Source organism: Tsuneonella amylolytica, from assembly GCF_003626915.1.
GTDB classification, from domain to species: Bacteria; Pseudomonadota; Alphaproteobacteria; order Sphingomonadales; family Sphingomonadaceae; genus Tsuneonella; species Tsuneonella amylolytica.
On sequence record NZ_CP032570.1, the window covers coordinates 1,026,785 to 1,042,671 of the forward strand.

The 15,887-nt window shown below is 70.8% G+C and carries 12 protein-coding genes; 8 read left to right on the forward strand and 4 right to left on the reverse strand.

Features of this window, described 5'->3' with window-relative positions; genetic code table 11:
• Window positions 1-75: 75 nt before the first annotated feature.
• A complete protein-coding gene (locus tag D4766_RS05110; RefSeq protein WP_120716472.1) occupies window positions 76-1,413 on the forward strand; it encodes an MATE family efflux transporter in 1,338 nt (445 codons plus the stop codon).
• On the opposite strand, the gene D4766_RS05115 is transcribed toward D4766_RS05110, so the two are convergent.
• The 4 genes from D4766_RS05115 to D4766_RS05130 are packed head-to-tail and all read right to left on the reverse strand — an operon-like array spanning window position 1,410 to window position 7,592.
• On the reverse strand, window positions 1,410-2,390 hold the full coding sequence (locus D4766_RS05115; protein WP_120716473.1) for a DUF2891 domain-containing protein: 981 nt from the start codon (window positions 2,388-2,390) through the stop codon (window positions 1,410-1,412). The two genes, D4766_RS05110 and D4766_RS05115, sit on opposite strands and share 4 nt — an antisense overlap.
• Entirely contained in the window at window positions 2,387-3,328 is a 942-nt protein-coding gene (locus tag D4766_RS05120) for a DUF979 domain-containing protein (protein ID WP_120716474.1), read from the reverse strand. The genes D4766_RS05115 and D4766_RS05120 overlap by 4 nt, the downstream gene beginning before the upstream one ends.
• A complete protein-coding gene (locus D4766_RS05125) occupies window positions 3,325-4,002 on the reverse strand; it encodes a DUF969 domain-containing protein (RefSeq protein ID WP_120716475.1) in 678 nt (225 codons plus the stop codon). The genes D4766_RS05120 and D4766_RS05125 overlap by 4 nt, the downstream gene beginning before the upstream one ends.
• Window positions 4,002-7,592, reverse strand: a complete 3,591-nt coding sequence (locus D4766_RS05130) for a hydantoinase B/oxoprolinase family protein (RefSeq protein ID WP_120716476.1) — start codon at window positions 7,590-7,592, stop codon at window positions 4,002-4,004. The genes D4766_RS05125 and D4766_RS05130 overlap by 1 nt, the downstream gene beginning before the upstream one ends.
• Window positions 7,593-7,704: 112 nt before the next feature.
• On the opposite strand from D4766_RS05130, the gene D4766_RS05135 reads away from it, so the two are divergent.
• The 7 genes from D4766_RS05135 to D4766_RS05165 all read left to right on the forward strand — a co-directional run bounded on the left by D4766_RS05135 (window position 7,705) and on the right by D4766_RS05165 (window position 15,869).
• Complete coding sequence (locus D4766_RS05135; RefSeq protein WP_120716477.1) at window positions 7,705-10,077, forward strand: chemotaxis protein CheA; 2,373 nt, start codon at window positions 7,705-7,707, stop codon at window positions 10,075-10,077.
• The gene (locus tag D4766_RS05140) at window positions 10,074-10,511 is read left to right on the forward strand and encodes a chemotaxis protein CheW (RefSeq protein WP_120716478.1); all 438 of its coding nucleotides are present in this window, start codon (window positions 10,074-10,076) and stop codon (window positions 10,509-10,511) included. Before D4766_RS05135 ends, D4766_RS05140 begins: the two co-directional genes overlap by 4 nt.
• A 67-nt stretch (window positions 10,512-10,578) precedes the next feature.
• On the forward strand, window positions 10,579-10,944 hold the full coding sequence (locus D4766_RS05145; RefSeq protein WP_120716479.1) for a response regulator: 366 nt from the start codon (window positions 10,579-10,581) through the stop codon (window positions 10,942-10,944).
• Between the two features lie 68 nt (window positions 10,945-11,012).
• Complete coding sequence (cheB, locus tag D4766_RS05150; protein WP_120716480.1) at window positions 11,013-12,047, forward strand: chemotaxis-specific protein-glutamate methyltransferase CheB; 1,035 nt, start codon at window positions 11,013-11,015, stop codon at window positions 12,045-12,047.
• Entirely contained in the window at window positions 12,044-12,904 is an 861-nt protein-coding gene (locus D4766_RS05155; protein WP_120718072.1) for a CheR family methyltransferase, read from the forward strand. The genes cheB and D4766_RS05155 overlap by 4 nt, the downstream gene beginning before the upstream one ends.
• Before the next feature lie 95 nt (window positions 12,905-12,999).
• Window positions 13,000-14,523 carry a putative bifunctional diguanylate cyclase/phosphodiesterase gene (locus tag D4766_RS05160; RefSeq protein ID WP_234024902.1) on the forward strand — a complete coding sequence of 508 codons (1,524 nt, stop codon included), beginning with the start codon at window positions 13,000-13,002 and terminating at the stop codon, window positions 14,521-14,523.
• Entirely contained in the window at window positions 14,520-15,869 is a 1,350-nt protein-coding gene (locus D4766_RS05165) for a methyl-accepting chemotaxis protein (protein WP_120716481.1), read from the forward strand. Before D4766_RS05160 ends, D4766_RS05165 begins: the two co-directional genes overlap by 4 nt.
• Window positions 15,870-15,887: the final 18 nt, after the last annotated feature.

The following is a 15,887-nucleotide window of genomic DNA, read 5'->3' on the forward strand; positions in this document are numbered from 1 at the left end:
CGCGCCTATCGCACGGCGGCGCGTGCCCGCACAAGCAGCTTGGCCTTGCCCGCCCCGCCCGCTACCGCGCCCGCGATGAGCGAGACGGCCAGGCTGACGCGCGGGAGCATCCGCGGCCATCTCGTGACGCAGACCCTGCCGATGGTCGTCGCCTCCGCCGCGCTGATGTCGGTCGGCCTGATCGACGCCTATTTCGTCGGTCAGCTCGGCAGCGACGAGCTGGCGGCGATGTCGTTCATATTCCCCGTCACGATCGCGCTCGCCAGCCTCGGCGTGGGGGTCATGGTAGGGGTCAATTCGGTCGTGGCGCGCGCGGTCGGGGCGGGCGACATGGAACAGGCGGGCCGGCAGTCGAACGTCGGCGCGCTGTTCGCGCTCGGCCTTGGCGTGGCGATGGGTGCGGCCCTGTGGCTGCTGACGGATCCGTTGTTCCGCCTGTTGCAGGCCCCCGCCAACCTGATGCCGCTGATCGAGGCGTACATGGGTCCCTTCGCGCTCGGCATGCCGGTGCTGCTGCTCCAGATGGGTCTCAACGGCGTGCTGCGCGCCCAGGGCGAGGCGAAGCGCACCTCCGCCGTGGCGGTCACCTACGCGGCGGCGAACTGGGTTCTCGACCCGTTGCTGATCACCGGCGGCATGGGCATCCCCGCGCTGGGGATTGCGGGCGCCGCGTGGGCGACGACGCTCGGTTACCTATTCGCGGTCGTGCTAGCGATGTGGCTGGTGCAGGGAACCGACCTGCCGGTGAACCCGATGCTTGCCCGCAAGGCGCGGGTCGGCAAGTCGCTGCGCGAGATCGCGGTCGTCGCCGCGCCGGCCAGTTTCTCGAACGCGATCAATCCCATCGGGCTGTCGGTGCTGACCGCGCTTCTGGCGAGCCAGGGGCAGGACGCCGTCGCGGGCTACGGCGCGGCGGGCCGGTTGCAGAGCTTCGCGACCGTTCCCCTGCTCGCGCTGTCGGCCTCAATCGGCGCGATCGTGGGTCAGAACTGGGGCGCCGCCCAGGAGGACAGGGCCCGGCGCGCGTTCTTCGAGGCGGGGGTTTTCTGCGTCGGATACGGCCTCGTGCTGGCGGTCGTGCTGTTTGCCGCGGGCGAATGGTTCGCCGGGTTCTTCACCGAGGATCGCGCGGTCGTGACCGAGTTCGCCCGCTACATGCGGATCGCCGCGTGGGGCTATGCCGGGTTCGGCCTGCTGATCGTCGCCAACGGCGCATTGAACGCGATCGGCAAGGCGAACTGGTCGCTGGGCCAGAGCTGCGCCCGCGTGTTCCTGGTCATGCTGCCGGTGGCATGGGTTCTGCGGCCCGTGTGGGGATCGGCCGCGATCTACACCGCGGAACTCGCGGCCAACGCGATCGGCGGCGCGCTCGCGGCGTTCATCGCGTGGCGGATGCTCGGCCGCCGCGCCTAGTCGCCGCCGAGCGCCAGCAGCGCGAAGCTGCCGAGCCAGTGCGAACCCATGTAATCCTCGCCGATATGCGGCAGGCTGGCGTCGATATGGCGGCGGGCGACGTCCGCGAACCGGCCGGGCTCGTCCAGCGCCTTGCCGATGCCGTGCCAGCACCATGCCCGGCTGAGGTTGAGGCCGTCGAGATGGGCGATCTTGCCGTCGGTGCGGTCGGACACGGTCACAGGTTCGAACAGGGCGGGCGGCGCGGCGGTGGCGGTGTGCGGCAGGAAGTTCGTGAACCAGCCCGCGAACGCCTCGCGCTCCAGCACCCGGCCCATCAGCGATGCGACGGTAAGTGCGGGCGAGAGGAACTCGTCGCCCCCCGGCTCCCACCCGCGATAGTCGGTGCGCCCGCCGAACCATTCGAGGGCGCGGGTACGCAGGGCCGCGGCGAGCTCCGCGTCGCGCCCGTCCGCCCAGCCTAGCGCCAGAACCATCGCGAAGGCGCTGTTGAAGTGGGTGCCGACGGTGATCGGATACGTCATCCGCCCCATGTATTCGCCGAGCATGGCGGCAAGCTGCTCCGCCAGCGGCCGCAGCGCTTCGCCCCACGGCGCATCGTGCCGCTCCGCCTCGGCATGGAGCGCGAGGAGCCAGGCCCAGCCGTAGGGGCGCGATGCCCCGCGCCCGTCGGGCCGGTCGAACCGGGCGATCTCGCCCGCGATCTTGTCCGGCACCAGCATCGCGTCTGCCAGCACGCGGATGTCGGCGGCCTCCGGCATGTCGGGATGGAGCCGCGCCAGCCGCAGGACCTGCCAGTAGCCGTGGACGCAGCTGTGCCAGTCGAAGCTGCCGTGGAACACGGGATGGAGGACGGCCGGCTCCACCACGTCCGCCGGCCCCTGGATCACCTGATCGAGCTTGAACGGCCAGCGGCGCGTGAGGTTCGGCAGCGTCATCTGCGCGAACGTGCGCGCGTGGTCTCGGGTCAGTGTCATGCGAACGCCAGGAAATAGAGGAGCAGGATGTTGGCGAGGAGCAGCGGGATCGCGGTCGGCACCTGCGCCTTGATCACCGCGTTCTGGTCCTTCAGTTCGAGGAGGGCGGCGGGCACCAGATTGAAGTTCGCCGCCATCGGCGTCATCAGCGTGCCGCAGAAGCCCGCCAGCATCCCGATCGCCGCGACCTTGATCGGATCGCCGCTCCACAGGCCGACCAGCACCGGCATGCCGACGCCCGCGAACATCACCGGGAAGGCGGCAAAGGCATTGCCCATGATCATCGTGAAGCCCGCCATGCCGAGTGCGTAGACGACCACCGCGCCCATCCGGCTGCCTTCGGGGATGATGCCGCTGGCGATTCCGCCCACGACCCCGCCCACGCCTGCGAGCGCGAACACCGCGCCGAGGCTCGCGAGCATCTGCGGCAGGACCGCGGCCCAGCCCACGCTGTCCATCAGCCGCGTGCCTTCGGCGAGCGGCGTCACCGCGCGCGGGCGGACCCAGGCGTAGCAGGCCGCGAGCGCGAGGAGGACGCCGAAGGTCAGGCCCACCAGCGTCACCTGCCTGACGTCGAACAGCCCCGGCATCCGCTTGAACGCGAGGGTGCCCGCGAGCGCGACGGCGGGAATGATCAGCGCTGGAAGGAATATCCGGTTGCCGCGCCGCGCGGCTTCCTCGCGCCGTTCCTCGATCGACGTCGTCGGCCGCCCGCCGCGCCCCATGAGCTTGAAACCGGCGACGACCACCAGTCCCAGCACGAGCACGCCGTTGCCGACGTCGCCCAAAAGGTCGCCCAGCCAGAAACTGGCGGCGAGCAGCGCATAGAACGCCGCGTTGCCCCACCGTTTCGGGTTGCCCCCATCGGTGGCGGAGAGGATCGCGTAGGCGAGGAACACCGCCCCGCCGACCGCATAGACGAAACCGAGCCCGATCATTCGCCCGCCCCTTCCTGCCGCGCGCGTGCCTTCGCCAGCGCGCGGTCTAATAGGCACAGCCGCGAAGCGTGGATGGCGAAGGCGCAAACCGCGGTGGGGATCGCCCACAGCGCGAGCTGCAGAGGTTCCGCCTCGATCCCGAAGCCCTGCAGCACGCCGACCATCAGCAGGATCGAACCGATGGCGATGAAGATGTCCTCGCCGAAGAACAGGCCGACGTTGTCGGTTGCCGCCGCGAGTGCGGGCACTCGGTCCTCGCCCGGCGGCGCGCCTTGCTTCTCCGCCGCGGCTTCGGCCATCGGCGCGACGAGCGGCCGGACGGTCTGCGCCGGGCCGGCGATGGAGGTGAGCCCGAGCGCGGCGGTCGCCTGCCGCAAGATGAGGTATCCTATTAGCAGCCGGCCCACCGTCGCGCCCTTCAGGGCGGCGATCGCGGTGCGCGCGCGTTCCTGCAGGCCGTGGCGTTCCAGGATGCCGATCACCGGCAGGACGATATAGACCACGCTGACGTAGCGCGCATCGTTGAACGCCTTGCCGAAGGAGGCGAGCACGCTGAGCGGATCGAGCCCAGCGGCCAGCCCCGTGACGAGCGCGGAGCCCGCCACCACCAGCAGCGGATTGAACCGCAGCACGAAGCCGACGACGACGACGGCGATACCCAGCAGGACCAGCATCAGGCCTCTTCCCCCTTTTCTCCCCAGCCGCCGCCGCCCGGCGTCTCAATCACGAATACGTCGCCCGGCGCCATGTCGGCCGATGCGGTGGCGCCGAGCACCTCGACGCTGCCGTCGGCCCGCTCGATCCGGGTGGCGCCGGCCGCTCCGTCGCCGCCGCCGGCCATGCCCGCGGGCGGAACGGCGCGCCGGTTGGCAAGGATGTTGGCGCGCATCGGCTCGCGGAAGCGGACCCGCCGCAGCGCGCCGTTGCCGCCCGGCCACTCGCCCGCCCCGCCCGATCCGGCGCGGACCGCGAACGCCTCGACCAACACGGGAAAGCGGCTTTCGAGCACCTCGGGATCGGTCAGGCGGCTGTTGGTCATGTGCGTCTGCACCGCGTCGGCCCCGGCATAGCCCGGCCCCGCCCCGCCCCCGCCGGCGATCGTTTCGTAGTACTGGCGCGTGTCGTCGCCGAAGGTGAAGTTGTTCATCGTCCCCTGGCTGCCCGCCTGCGCGCCCAGCGCGCCGAGCAGTGCATCGGTGATCGCCTGGCTCGTCTCCACGTTGCCCGCGACCACGGCCGCCGGATACTCCGGCGACAGCATCGAGCCTTCGGGCACTCGGATCGCCACGGGCCGCAGGAACCCGTCGTTCAAGGGGATCGCGCTGCCCTGCAGCAGCCGCATGGCATAAAGGCAGGCCGCCCGCACGACCGGGCGCGGGGCGTTGAAATTGTCGCCGAACTGGTCGCTGGTGCCGGCGAAGTCGATCGTCGCCTCACCGCTATCCCGGTCCACGCTCACGGCCACGCGGATGCGAGCGCCGTTGTCCATCGCGACCGCGTGGGCGCCGTCGGCCAGCGTCTTCAACCGCCCGCGCACCGCCCCGTCGGCATAGTCGAGAAGGCGGCCCATGAAATCCGCGACCGTGTCCGCCCCGTGATCCGCCGCAAGATCGAGCAGCCGTTCCGCGCCGCGCCGGCAGGCGGCGACCTGCGCGGCCAGATCGGCGACGTTGATCGCCGGGTTGCGCGCCGGATGCGCGCCTGCGGTCAGGAGGGCGTGGAGGTCGTCCTCGAGATATTTGCCATCCCGCACGACCAGCACGTCGTCGAGGACCACGCCCTCTTCTTCGATGGTGGTGGAGTTCGACGGCATCGATCCCGGCGCGATGCCGCCGATGTCGGCATGGTGCCCGCGCGCCGCGACGAAGAAGGCGGGCGCCGCACCGACAGGTACGAAGACCGGAGCGATCACCGTGATGTCGGGCAGGTGCGTGCCGCCGGCATACGGCGCATTGAGGGCGTAGGCATCGCCTTCGCGCATCGTGCCCGCGCGGTTGGCGATCACCGTCCGCACGCTGTCGCCCATCGATCCCAGGTGCACCGGCATGTGCGGCGCGTTGGCGATGAGGCTGCCGGCCGCATCGAACACGGCGCAGCTGAAATCGAGCCGTTCGCGAATGTTGACCGAGCTGGCCGAATGCTGGAGCGCGGCGCCCATCTCCTCGGCGATGCCCATGAACAGCCCGCCGAATATCTCCAGCCGCACCGGATCGGCGGCGGTGCCGGACGACGCGCGAGAAGCGGCGGCAGTCCGTTCGAGGACGAGCATCCCCCCTTCCGCCATCCGGGCGGTCCAGCCGGGCTCGACCGCCAGCGTCGCGACCGGATCGATCACCAGCGCCGGTCCCGCGATCCGCTGGCCTTTCGATAGGCTCGCGCGCTCGTAAACCGGGGCGCGGTGGCTGGCGCCTGCCATCGTGCAATCGACCGTCGTCGCCGCTTCGCCCGGAATGTCGGCGACGGCGAAGTCCGGTACGCGCGCGGTGCTGCCGGCGGCGGCCTCGACGCGCAGCATCTCGATCGTGAGCGCGGCATCGGTGGTGTACCCGAAGCGCACCCGGTGCGCATCGGCGAACGCGGTCCGCATCTCGACCTCGCTACCCACCGGCACGGGAATGGTGCTGTCGCCCGAAGCAAGCCGGATGTGCGCCTCCCCCGCAACCGCGATCCGCGCAGGCTCGACCCCTTGCGCCGCCAGTTCGCCCTGCGCCTCGTCCGCCAGCCGGGCGGTCGCCGCGCGGAGCGCCTGTTCGCAACCCGCCAGCGGCAGCGCCACCGTCGCCTCGCGCACCGCGCGCCGGTCGGCAAGGCCCATGCCGTAGGCCGACAGCACGCCCGCCAGTGGATGGACGAGGACCGTGTCCAGTCCCAGCGCATCGGCGACGAGGCACGCGTGCTGCCCGCCCGCGCCGCCGAAGCAGCTCATCGCGAAGCGGGCGATGTCGTGACCCTTGGCCACCGAGATCGATCGGATTGCCTGCGCCATCTGCGCCACCGCCACCGCGACGAAGCCCTCCGCGGCCGCCTCGCGCGTCATCGCCTCGCCGGTCGCCGCCGCAACCTCGGCCAGAACGGCGTCCATCCTCGCCTCCGCCGCCGCCCGGTCGAGCGGCCGGTCGCCGTCGGGGCCGAAGACGGCAGGGAAGAATTCCGGCTGCAGCTTTCCGAGCAGCAGGTTGCAGTCGGTCACCGTCAGCGGCCCGCCCTGGCGGTAGCAGGCAGGGCCGGGCTGCGCGCCGGCGCTTTCGGGCCCGGCGAGGAAACGTGCGCCGTCGAACCGGCAGATCGATCCCCCGCCCGCCGCCACGGTGTGGATCCGCAGCATCGGCGCGCGAATGCGTACCCCTGCCACGCGGTTCTCGCTGTCGCGCTCGTAGCGTCCAGCGAACAGCGAGACGTCGGTCGAGGTGCCGCCCATGTCGAAGCCGATCGTCCGCTCGTACCCGGCGGCCATGGCGGTTTCGGCCATCCCGACGATGCCGCCCGCCGGGCCCGAGAGGATCGCGTCCTTGCCGCGCAGGGCCGAGCCGGCGGCAAGTCCGCCGTTCGACTGCATGAACAGCGGATCGCTGTCGCCGATCGCAGCCGCAAGCCCCTCGACATAGCGGCGCAGCACGAGCGAGAGATACGCGTCGGCGCACGTCGTGTCGGCGCGCCCGACCAGCTTGGCGAGCGGCGAGACCCGGTGGCCGACGGCGATCTCCTCGAACCCCGCCCGCGCCGCGAGCGCCGCCAGCGCTTCCTCGTGCGCGGTATGGCGATACCCGTGCATCAGCGCGATCCCGATGGCCTTGATGCCCCGCGCCCGCGCTGCCTTCAGGCCCGCGAGCGCGGCCTCCTTGTCGAGAGGGACCAGCACCTCGCCCTCGGCGGTCACGCGCTCGTCGATCTCCAGCACCTCGGCGGGCAGCGGGGCGGGCTTCTCGATCGCGAGCGCGAAGATGTCGGGCCGTTCCTGCGTGCCGATGACGAGGAGATCGCGGAAGCCCTTCGTTACCGCTAGCAGGACCGGCTCGCCCTTGCGTTCGAGCAGCGCGTTGGTGGCGATCGTGGTGCCGATGCGGATGTCGGCGGGGGGCAGCGGGCCCTCGCCTGCACCGGTCAGGCGGCGCATCGCCTCCACCGCGGCATCGGGATACTGCGACGGGTCCTCGGACAACAGCTTGGCCGTATGCAGCCGTCCGCCGGGGCCCAGCGCGACGACGTCGGTAAAGGTGCCGCCGCGGTCGATCCAGAACTGCCAGCGGGCCGCGTCTTCGCTCATCCGGCTCGCTATGCCCCAACCCGCCCCGGCCGACAAACGCCGATGCGGCGCTTACGGGGCATTAACCATCGGACCCGCATAGCCCGGCGCACGAACACGCGGGGGCGACTTGATGGACGATCTGCTGGCCGAATTCCTGGCCGAAACGCGCGAGATGCTGGAGGCGGTGGGCGGCGAACTGGTCGCCTGGGAAGCCGACCCGGCCGATGCCGCGCGCCTCGATGCGATCTTCCGCTTCGTCCACACGGTGAAGGGCAACTGCGGCTTCTTTGACTTCCCGCGCCTCGAGAAACTCAGCCACGCCGCCGAGGACGCGCTGGCCGAAGTGCGCGCCGGTCGGCGTAGCACCAGCCCGCGCCTCGTGACCGCGGTGCTCGCCATCGTCGACCGCATCGGCGCGATGATCGACGCGATTGAATTGGGCCAGGACCTGCCCGAACGCGGAGACGACGTCCTCATCGCCGCTCTCGAACCCGACAGCGGCGACGGCATCGAAACGATTTGCGATGCCGGCGGCACCGGCGGCGACGGCGGAGCGCGAGCCGGCACCTCGCCCGCCGGCGGCCAGCAGCGCACCATCCGCCTGCCGGTGACGCTGCTCGACAGCGTGATGTCGAGCGTGTCCGACCTCGTCCTCGCCCGCAACGACCTCGCCCGCCGCCTGCGCGAGGCCGACGTGGACCCGGCCGTGCGCGGCCCGTTCGAACGGCTGGGCTCGATCCTCGATCAGGTGCGCGAGGCGGTCACCCGCATGCGGATGCAGCGGATCGAGCACCTCTACGGCGCGCTGCCGCGGCTGGTGCGCGACCTTGCGACCGAACTCGGCAAGCAGGTGATGATCGATCTCGAAGGCAGCGAGGTCGAACTCGACCGCGAGATGATCGAGATGATCCGCGATCCCCTCACCCACATCATCCGCAACGCGATCGACCACGGGATCGAGACCCCGGCGCAGCGTCTGGCCGCCGGCAAGCGCGAGATCGGGACAGTGCACATCGCCGCCCGCCAGAGCGGCAACCGCATCCTCCTGTCCATTGCCGACGACGGCCGCGGGATCGACGGGCAGCGGCTGGTCGAGAAGGCCGTCGTCGCAGGCAGTATCTCGCAAGCCGAAGCGGACGCCATGAGCGAGACCGAACGCCAGGCGCTGATCTTCGAGGCAGGCCTCTCCACCGCCGCCGCGGTCACCTCCGTATCGGGCCGCGGCGTGGGCATGGACGTGGTGCGCGCCAATATCGAGCGCGTGGGCGGCTCGATCGAGCTGGTCAGCACGCCCGGCCAGGGCACCCGCATCCAGCTCAGCCTGCCGCTCACGCTCAGCATCATCCCCTCGCTCACCGTCGAGGCGGGCGGGCAGATGTTCGCCATGCCGCGCAGCTACGTCGAGGAGATCGTGCACGGTCGCGCCCGGCACATCGAGTTCGTCCGCGCGGGCGACGCGACGCTCGTCACCGTGCGGGGCAAGCGGGTGGCGCACCTCTCGCTCGCCGACCAACTCGGCATGGACGGCGGGGCACGCCCCGAAGCCGGCACGCTCGTGCTCATCCGGCTGGCCGGGGGCGACCTGTTCTCGCTCGGCGTCGACCGCATCCTCGATCACGAGGAACTGGTCATCAAGCCGCTCGCTCCGGCGATTATGGCCTGCGGATACTATGCCGGCTCGACCCTGCTCGACGACGGCAACCCGGTGCTGATGCTCGACATCGCCGGGATCGCGCGCAAGGCCCGGTTGCTCGGCGAGGCACGCACCCGCGTCCGCGCGGCGGAAGAGGTCGTCGTTAACGACGACGAGCGGGCACGCGAGCCCGCGCTGCTGTTCGCCGGGCTCGACGGCCGCCGCCGCGCGATCCGGCTGGCGGTCATCAACAGGATCGAGCGGATCGAGGCCGGCGCCATCGACCTTGCGGGCCAGCGCCCGACGGCCGTGGTCGGCGACACGATCTTCGCGCTCGCCGGGGTTGCTTCCGGCGTGCCCGACGAGGGACAGGTCAACGTCCTGCGCCTCGGCGACGGAACGGCCGAGATCGCCTACGCCATCGACCGCATCGTCGACACGGTCGACCTGCCGGCCGAGATCACCCCCGCCCCGCACGTCGGGGAGCTCGAAGGCAGCGTTCTGATCGGCGGGGAGGCGGTCGATCTCGTCGACGCGCACTGGCTCTTCGCCGCGCACGCCGCCCCGCCCCGTGCACTCGATCCGCCATCGTGCCGGATCCCCAGCCACGATGCCTGGGCGCGCACGATCCTCGCCCCGCTGGTGGAAAGCGCGGGCTACCGCGTGGTCGACGAGACTTTCGAGGGGACCGCCGATGTGGCGATCGCCAGCGACGATGCCGCAGCCGCGCCGACGGCCGGGTCGGGCACCGTGATCACCCTTTGCGCCGATCCCGGACAGGCCGGGGGCGCGCACGGGTCCATCTACCGCTACGATCGCGCCGCCCTGCTCGCCGCGCTCGCGGCCCTGCGCACCGGGAGGGCGGCATGAGCGAACTGGTCCTGATCGTCACCATCGCCGGCCGCGCCGCCGCACTGCGCGCAGCACAGGTCCATTCGGTGGTCGAACTGGAAGCGGTCGTCCCGGTGCCGCGCGCACCCGGGCACGTCCTCGGCCTGTCGGCGCTGCGGTCGAACACGCTGACCGTGGTCGATGCAGCCGCGGCGCTCGGGCTCGAGGCGGCGGAGCGGCCCGGCATCGGCACGCGCACCCCCATCGTCGACCATCACGGCCACCGCTACGCATTGGTGGTCGAGGGGATCGACGATGTCGCCACCACCATGAGCGAGCCTGTGCCGGTCCCGGGCGAGGCCGGCGACGGCTGGCAGCGCGCCAGCGACGGCCTGATCGAAACCGACCGCGGCCCCGCGCTTCTCCTCTCGCTCGATGCCATGTTCGGCGGGGCGACCGCTAGGGCGGCTTAACCGGATGATTACCCCGCGAGCCTACTCCGGCAACGAACCAACCTCGGAAACGAAGGTCGCATCGCATATGAAACACTGCCTCGTCGTCGACGACTCGCGGGTCATCCGCAAGGTGTCGCGCCATATCCTCGAATCGCTCGACTTCACAGTCGACGAGGCGGAGAACGGCAGCGAAGCGCTGGATCGCTGCGGGCAGACGATGCCCGACGTCGTCCTGCTCGACTGGAACATGCCGGTGATGAGCGGGATCGAGTTCATCACCCGCCTGCGCAAGACCGACGGCGGCGACCGCCCCAAGGTCGTCTTCTGCACGACCGAGAACGACGTGGCCCACATCCGCGAAGCGATCGACGCCGGCGCCGACGAATACGTCATGAAGCCGTTCGATCATGAGACCTTGCAGATCAAGCTCCAGCTGGTCGGCTTCGCCTGAGCGCGCCGGTGGACCGGCCGCCTCCCCCCGCCCCATCCGCCGGAACCGGACGCCGCCCGACGCGGGTGATGATCGTCGACGATTCGCTCGTCGCTCGCACCGTCCTGTCGCGGATCGTCGAGGCCGAGCCGGGTCTCGAGATCGTCGCCAAGGCGACCACCGGCGAAATGGCGCTCCAGCGGCTTGCCGAAACGCCGGTCGACGTGATCCTGCTCGATCTGGAAATGCCGGGCATGGGCGGGATCGGCGCGCTGCCCCGCATCCTCGCTTCGGCGAAGGACACGCAGGTACTCGTCGTCTCCTCGCTGACCCGCGAAGGGGCCGAAGCGACGCTGAAGGCGCTCTCGATGGGCGCGGCCGATACGCTCCTCAAGCCCCGTTCGGGCGAATTCGACGACGCCTATGCGCGCACGCTGGTGGCGCGCATCCGGGCGCTGGCCCCTTCGGGGAGGGCCGGCCTGCTCAGCCCCCCGCGCGCGCCCGTTTCGCCATCGATGCGGACCGCCGCGCCGGCAGCCGAGCCCGACGTCGTCGCGATCGGCGCCTCGACTGGCGGCATCCACGCGCTGTGCCTCCTGCTCGGCGCGCTGCCCAAGGGGTTCCGCGTGCCCATCGTGGTGGTGCAGCACCTGCCCGCCACGTTCATGGATACGCTCGCGCGGCAGGCCTCGGCCGCCGGGGGGATGCCCGCCGTCGTCGCCGCTGCCGACACGCCGATCGAGCCGGGCCGCATCCATGTCGCGCCAGGTACCGGCCACCTCGTGCTCCGCCGCGAGCGGGGCCGCCTCGTGGCGGGAATCGCCCATCACGCGGTGCCGAGCGGGTGTACTCCCTCGGTCGATCCGACGTTCGAGTCGCTCGCCGACGTCGCCGGTCCGCGCGCATTGGGCGTGGTGCTGTCGGGCATGGGCCGCGACGGCGCCATCGGTGCGAAGCGCATCGTAGAGGCGGGCGGCACCGTCTTCGCGCAGGACGCCGTGACATCCGCGGTGTGGGGCATGCCCCGCGCGGTGGTCGAGGCCGGGTTCGCCAGCGCGGTCCTGCCGCCCGAACGGCTCGCCGAGCGCATCGGCGCCCTGTGCACCGCGGCGATGATCGCATGAGCGAGATCTCCGAACGGATCGTCGCCGACCTGCTGTTCGCCCGCACCGGCCAGCAGCTGACCGAGGCGCGTCGCTGGCGCATCCAGACCGCGCTTGCCGGCCTGTTCCGCGAACGCGGCATCGCCAACATCGACCAACTCGTCTGCTTGCTGGCCGAACCGCGCGAATCGGGCCTGGCGCAGGACGTGGTGGAGGCGCTGCTCAACAACGAGACCTATTTCTTCCGCGACCGGCTGATGTTCGATCTCCTCGCGCGCGAAGTGCTGCCGGACCTCGCGGCCAAGCGGGCCGAGACGAAGCGGCTGGCCATCTGGTCGGCCGGCTGCTCGACCGGGCAGGAGGCGCTCAGCCTCGCGATGCTGTTCGCCGACCAGCCCGAACGCTGGGCGGGATGGAAGGTCGACATCCTCGGCACCGACATCTCGGGCAAGGCGGTCGCCGCCGCCCGCCGCGGGGTCTATTCCCAGTTCGAGATCCAGCGCGGGCTCGGCGTCACCCAGATGCTGCGCTGGTTCGAGGAGGGCACACACGGCTGGACGCCGCATGGCGAGCTCAGCCGCCGCGTGCGGTTCGACCGGCGCAACGTGCTCGACGAGCCGCCCCACCCGGGCCGCTTCGACCTCGTGCTGTGCCGCAACGTGCTGCTGTATTTCGAGCGGGCCAACCGGATGCGCGCGTTCGACCATCTCGCGCGCGCCACCGCAGACGACGGCTGGCTGATGATCGGCGCGGGCGAGACCGCATCGGGCCAGACGACCGCGTTCGCGCCGGCCTGCGACACCAGCGGCCTTTATCGCCGCATCGCGCCGAACACAGTCTCGCAGTCCGCTTGGCCGGACCGGGCAAGCGCAGGGTAAACAGGCACTTAAATGTTCCTTAGGCAATGCGCTTTACCGCTTGGCTCTGGCGCGGAAGCCTCTCCTCCGAGGGGGGCCGCATCGAGGGGGCCGGAGTGATCGCACGGGGCGACAGGGAAAGGCTGGGTTCGAAGGCGCTCGTCTTCGCGCCGATCGTCGTGCTGTCCGCCATCTTCGGTGCGTTCGCCGGGCTCGTCGCGATGGGGCCGAGCCTGTCGTCGGCATCCGCGGTCTGCATCGCGGTGATCGGCATCGCGGTCTATGCCGCGACCGTCGCCCTGCTCGGCCGCTTCGGCATGCACCAGGTTTCGCGTCTCCACGCGCTGGGGCGGACCGACAGTCTGACGGGCCTGCCCAACCGCCGCGCACTGCACGACGATGCCGCCCGCCTCGCCCGTCCGGCGGAAGAAGTCGCCATCGCGCTCATCGATCTCGACGGGTTCAAGCTGGTCAACGACCACTACGGCCACGTCGTCGGCGACCAGCTCCTTTGCGAATGTACCGCGATCCTGCGCGATATCTGCGGCCGCGAGGCGCGCAGCTATCGCCTGGGCGGTGACGAGTTCGCGATCCTGAAGACCGGCCCGGTCGCGGGCACCATCGTCGAAGGCATCTGCCGCACGCTGATCGACCGGTTCGCCGCCCCCGTGCCGATCGAGGACCGGCGCATCGCGATCGGGGCCAGCGTCGGGCTCGCCCGTTCGGCGGCGAGCGACAGCGCCGGATCGTCCGAACTGCTGCGCCGCGCCGACGTGGCGATGTACGCCTCCAAGCGCGGCGGCAAGATGCGCTGCACGTGGTTCACCGACGACTTCGACCGCAACCGCGAGGCGATGCAGGAACTCGACGGCGAACTGCGCATGGCGCTGGTACGCGAGGAATTCTCGCTCGCCTACCAGCCGCTCGTCGATGCCCGCAGCGGCGTGGTGGTCGCGGTCGAATCGCTGATCCGCTGGGACCGGCCCGACGGCCGCAGGATCGGCCCCAACGTGTTCATTCCGGTGGCCGAGGAATCGGGCCTCATCAACACGATCGGGCTGTGGGTACTGGAACGGTCGTGCCGCGACGCGCTGGCCTGGAACGAAATAAAGCTGTCGGTGAACATCTCGGCCGCGCAGCTGCGCAACCCGGAGTTCCCGATCCAGCTCGGCCAGATCCTCGAGGACACCGGCTTTCCGCCCGAACGGCTGGAACTGGAGATCACCGAAACCTGCCTCGTGCTCGATCCAGTGGTCGCGGAGCGCAGCCTGAGTCTCATTCGGGGTTTCGGCGTCACCGTCGTGCTCGACGATTTCGGCACCGGCTACGCCTCCATCGGCTTCCTGCGCCAGTTCCGCTTCGAGAAGCTGAAACTCGACCGATCGCTCGTGACGGGGGCGCAGCTCGACGAAGGCAGCCGCGCGATGATGATGTCGAGCATCTCGGTCGCGCGGGCGATGAACATGGATGTGACCGCCGAGGGGGTCGAGACCGAAGCGCAGGCCGATCTGGTCCGCGCCGCCGGGTGCGACCAGATCCAGGGGTGGCTCTATTTCAAGGCGATGCCCGCGGCCGAGATCGCGGCGCATCTGGACAAACCCGCACAGGCCACCGGCGCGGCGGGAACGAGGGCAGCATGAACGCTATCACACCGATCGAAGCCGATACACTGACCGACGAGATCGCGCAGGTCAGCCTGAGCGCCGATGCCTATGCCCGCCAGCAGGATCGCTGGGCCGCGGCGCGCTGGTTCAACGACCTGCCTCTGGCACGCAAGCTGGCGTATCTGTGCGGCGGCCAGTTGCTCGCGGTGACCCTGACAACGTTCCTTGGAATGGCAGCCTTGGCCGGCATCGTGCCGTTCGGGTTCGCCTCGACTGTGATGATATTCGTGTGGCTCGCGGCCTTCGTGCTCGGCGGTGTGGCGCTGCGGCGTATGCTGATCGATACCGCGGCTCCGCTCGGCAAGCTGAGCGGCGACATGCGCAGCCTCGCTTCGGGCAAGCGCGGCTTCACCATCTCGCACCTCGACCGGCGGGACGAGATCGGCGCGATGGCGCGGGCGTTCGAGGTCTTCGTCAAGTCGGGCACCAAGCTCGACGAGATGTTCGAAGGCCGCAAGGCCCAGCGCGAGGAGCAGCAGCGCGCCCTCATCGCGCTCGCGGCCGGCTTCGAACGCGACATTTCCGGCGTCGTGTCGGCGGTTGCGTCGGCCGCCGACCAGCTCGAGAATGCCGCCGAGACGATGGCGGGCAGCGCCGACGGGTCCGCGCGCCAGGTCGACAGCGCTTCGCGCTCGCTCGACGAGGCGTCCGCCGGGGTCGCCGCCGCGGCTGCCGCGAGCGACGAGTTCGCGATGTCGATCGGCGAGATCAGCCGCCAGGCGGCGCAGTCCGCCGGCCTCGCCCGCGAGGCCACCGGCGCCGCCGAGAAGGCCGACCACACGGTGAAGGCGCTGGCGCAGTCGGCCGACGAGATCGGCGAAGTCGTCGAGCTGATCGGATCGATCGCGCGGCGCACCAACCTTCTCGCTCTCAACGCCTCGATCGAGGCGGCCCGCAGCGGCGAGGCGGGGCGCGGCTTCGCCGTGGTCGCGAGCGAGGTGAAGGAGCTTGCCGCGCAGACCAGCAAGGCGACCGATGCGGTCGCCGCGCAGATCAAGGCCATGCAGGAATCGACCGGGGCCAGCGTGGGCGCGCTGCGCTCGATCGCCGCGCAGGTCCAGCAGCTCGAGGCGACCGCGGTCTCGATCGCCTCGGCGGTCGACCAGCAATCGGTGGCCGGACAGGAACTGGCGCGCAACATCGACACCGCCGCGAGCGGCGCGGCTGCCGTGTCCGCCAAGGTCGGCACGGTGCGCGAAAGCGCGCTGGCGACCGGGGCGACCGCCAGCCAGGTCCTGGGCTCGGCGACCGAGCTCAAGGTCCAGGCGAGCGCCCTGCGCGGACAGGTCGACGGCTTCCTGCGGCATGTAAGGGCAGGCTGAAGCCCGCCCTCACGTCTC

Excerpts from the sequence above, each read along its gene's own strand:
- D4766_RS05110 (WP_120716472.1), top strand. The coding sequence starts at position 76 with ATGAGCGAGACGGCCAGGCTGACGCGCGGGAGCATCCGCGGCCATCTC.
- D4766_RS05115 (WP_120716473.1), bottom strand. The coding sequence starts at position 2,390 with ATGACACTGACCCGAGACCACGCGCGCACGTTCGCGCAGATGACGCTG.
- D4766_RS05120 (WP_120716474.1), bottom strand. The coding sequence starts at position 3,328 with ATGATCGGGCTCGGTTTCGTCTATGCGGTCGGCGGGGCGGTGTTCCTC.
- D4766_RS05125 (WP_120716475.1), bottom strand. The coding sequence starts at position 4,002 with ATGCTGGTCCTGCTGGGTATCGCCGTCGTCGTCGTCGGCTTCGTGCTG.
- D4766_RS05130 (WP_120716476.1), bottom strand. The coding sequence starts at position 7,592 with ATGAGCGAAGACGCGGCCCGCTGGCAGTTCTGGATCGACCGCGGCGGC.
- D4766_RS05135 (WP_120716477.1), top strand. The coding sequence starts at position 7,705 with ATGGACGATCTGCTGGCCGAATTCCTGGCCGAAACGCGCGAGATGCTG.
- D4766_RS05140 (WP_120716478.1), top strand. The coding sequence starts at position 10,074 with ATGAGCGAACTGGTCCTGATCGTCACCATCGCCGGCCGCGCCGCCGCA.
- D4766_RS05145 (WP_120716479.1), top strand. The coding sequence starts at position 10,579 with ATGAAACACTGCCTCGTCGTCGACGACTCGCGGGTCATCCGCAAGGTG.
- cheB (WP_120716480.1), top strand. The coding sequence starts at position 11,013 with ATGATCGTCGACGATTCGCTCGTCGCTCGCACCGTCCTGTCGCGGATC.
- D4766_RS05155 (WP_120718072.1), top strand. The coding sequence starts at position 12,044 with ATGAGCGAGATCTCCGAACGGATCGTCGCCGACCTGCTGTTCGCCCGC.
- D4766_RS05165 (WP_120716481.1), top strand. The coding sequence starts at position 14,520 with ATGAACGCTATCACACCGATCGAAGCCGATACACTGACCGACGAGATC.